Annotated in this window: 1 pseudogene; it reads left to right on the top strand. The window is 62.3% G+C overall.

Annotated elements, in window-relative coordinates:
* A pseudogene (locus HV765_RS31680) lies at positions 1–586 on the top strand (hypothetical protein); the annotation flags it as partial.

Genomic DNA, 586 nt, shown 5'->3' with positions numbered 1-586 from the left:
TGCCGTCGACCGGATCGCAGGCCCCGTCCTGCCCCAAGGCGTTGCCCGCACGAAGATGGCCCCCCTGCCCCCGGGCCAAGCGCCCCTCGCCACCGTACTGGACTCGATTGCTCTGCGGTTGGGCGTCTACTGGCGCTACGACGAGAAAATCGGCGCGCTTCGCTTCTATCGCACGGAGACGAAAAGCTACGTCGTGCGCACGCCGACCCAGGCGGCTGAAGAGAACCTTCAGCGCGATATTAAGTCGGCAAATTCGACGCTCGCGGACAAGTCGACCAACAGTTCCAAGGAAGAGGCCCGCGAGCTCGCGGCGGTCGTCACCAAGGTCAGTCAATTCCTCAGTCGCGCCGGCGTGATCAAGTCTGCGGACGGCGCGGCCAACACCATCGTCGTCACTGACACAAAGGACGCGCAGGACCGGATCGGCGAATTTCTTGACGCGGAGAACCGCCAGATGACACGTCGCGTGCGGCTCGTCTTCGAAGAAATCACGGTCCAACGCGACCGACTCAACCAAGGGAGCATCGACTGGAAGATTCTGTTCAACAGCCTTGGGCGCGAAAACACTGCATCGGCAATTGGCGTC

The organism is Achromobacter kerstersii, from assembly GCF_902859595.1.
Lineage (GTDB): Bacteria > Pseudomonadota > Gammaproteobacteria > Burkholderiales > Burkholderiaceae_B > Achromobacter > Achromobacter kerstersii.
This window is presented reverse-complemented; position numbering and strand designations above follow the sequence as displayed.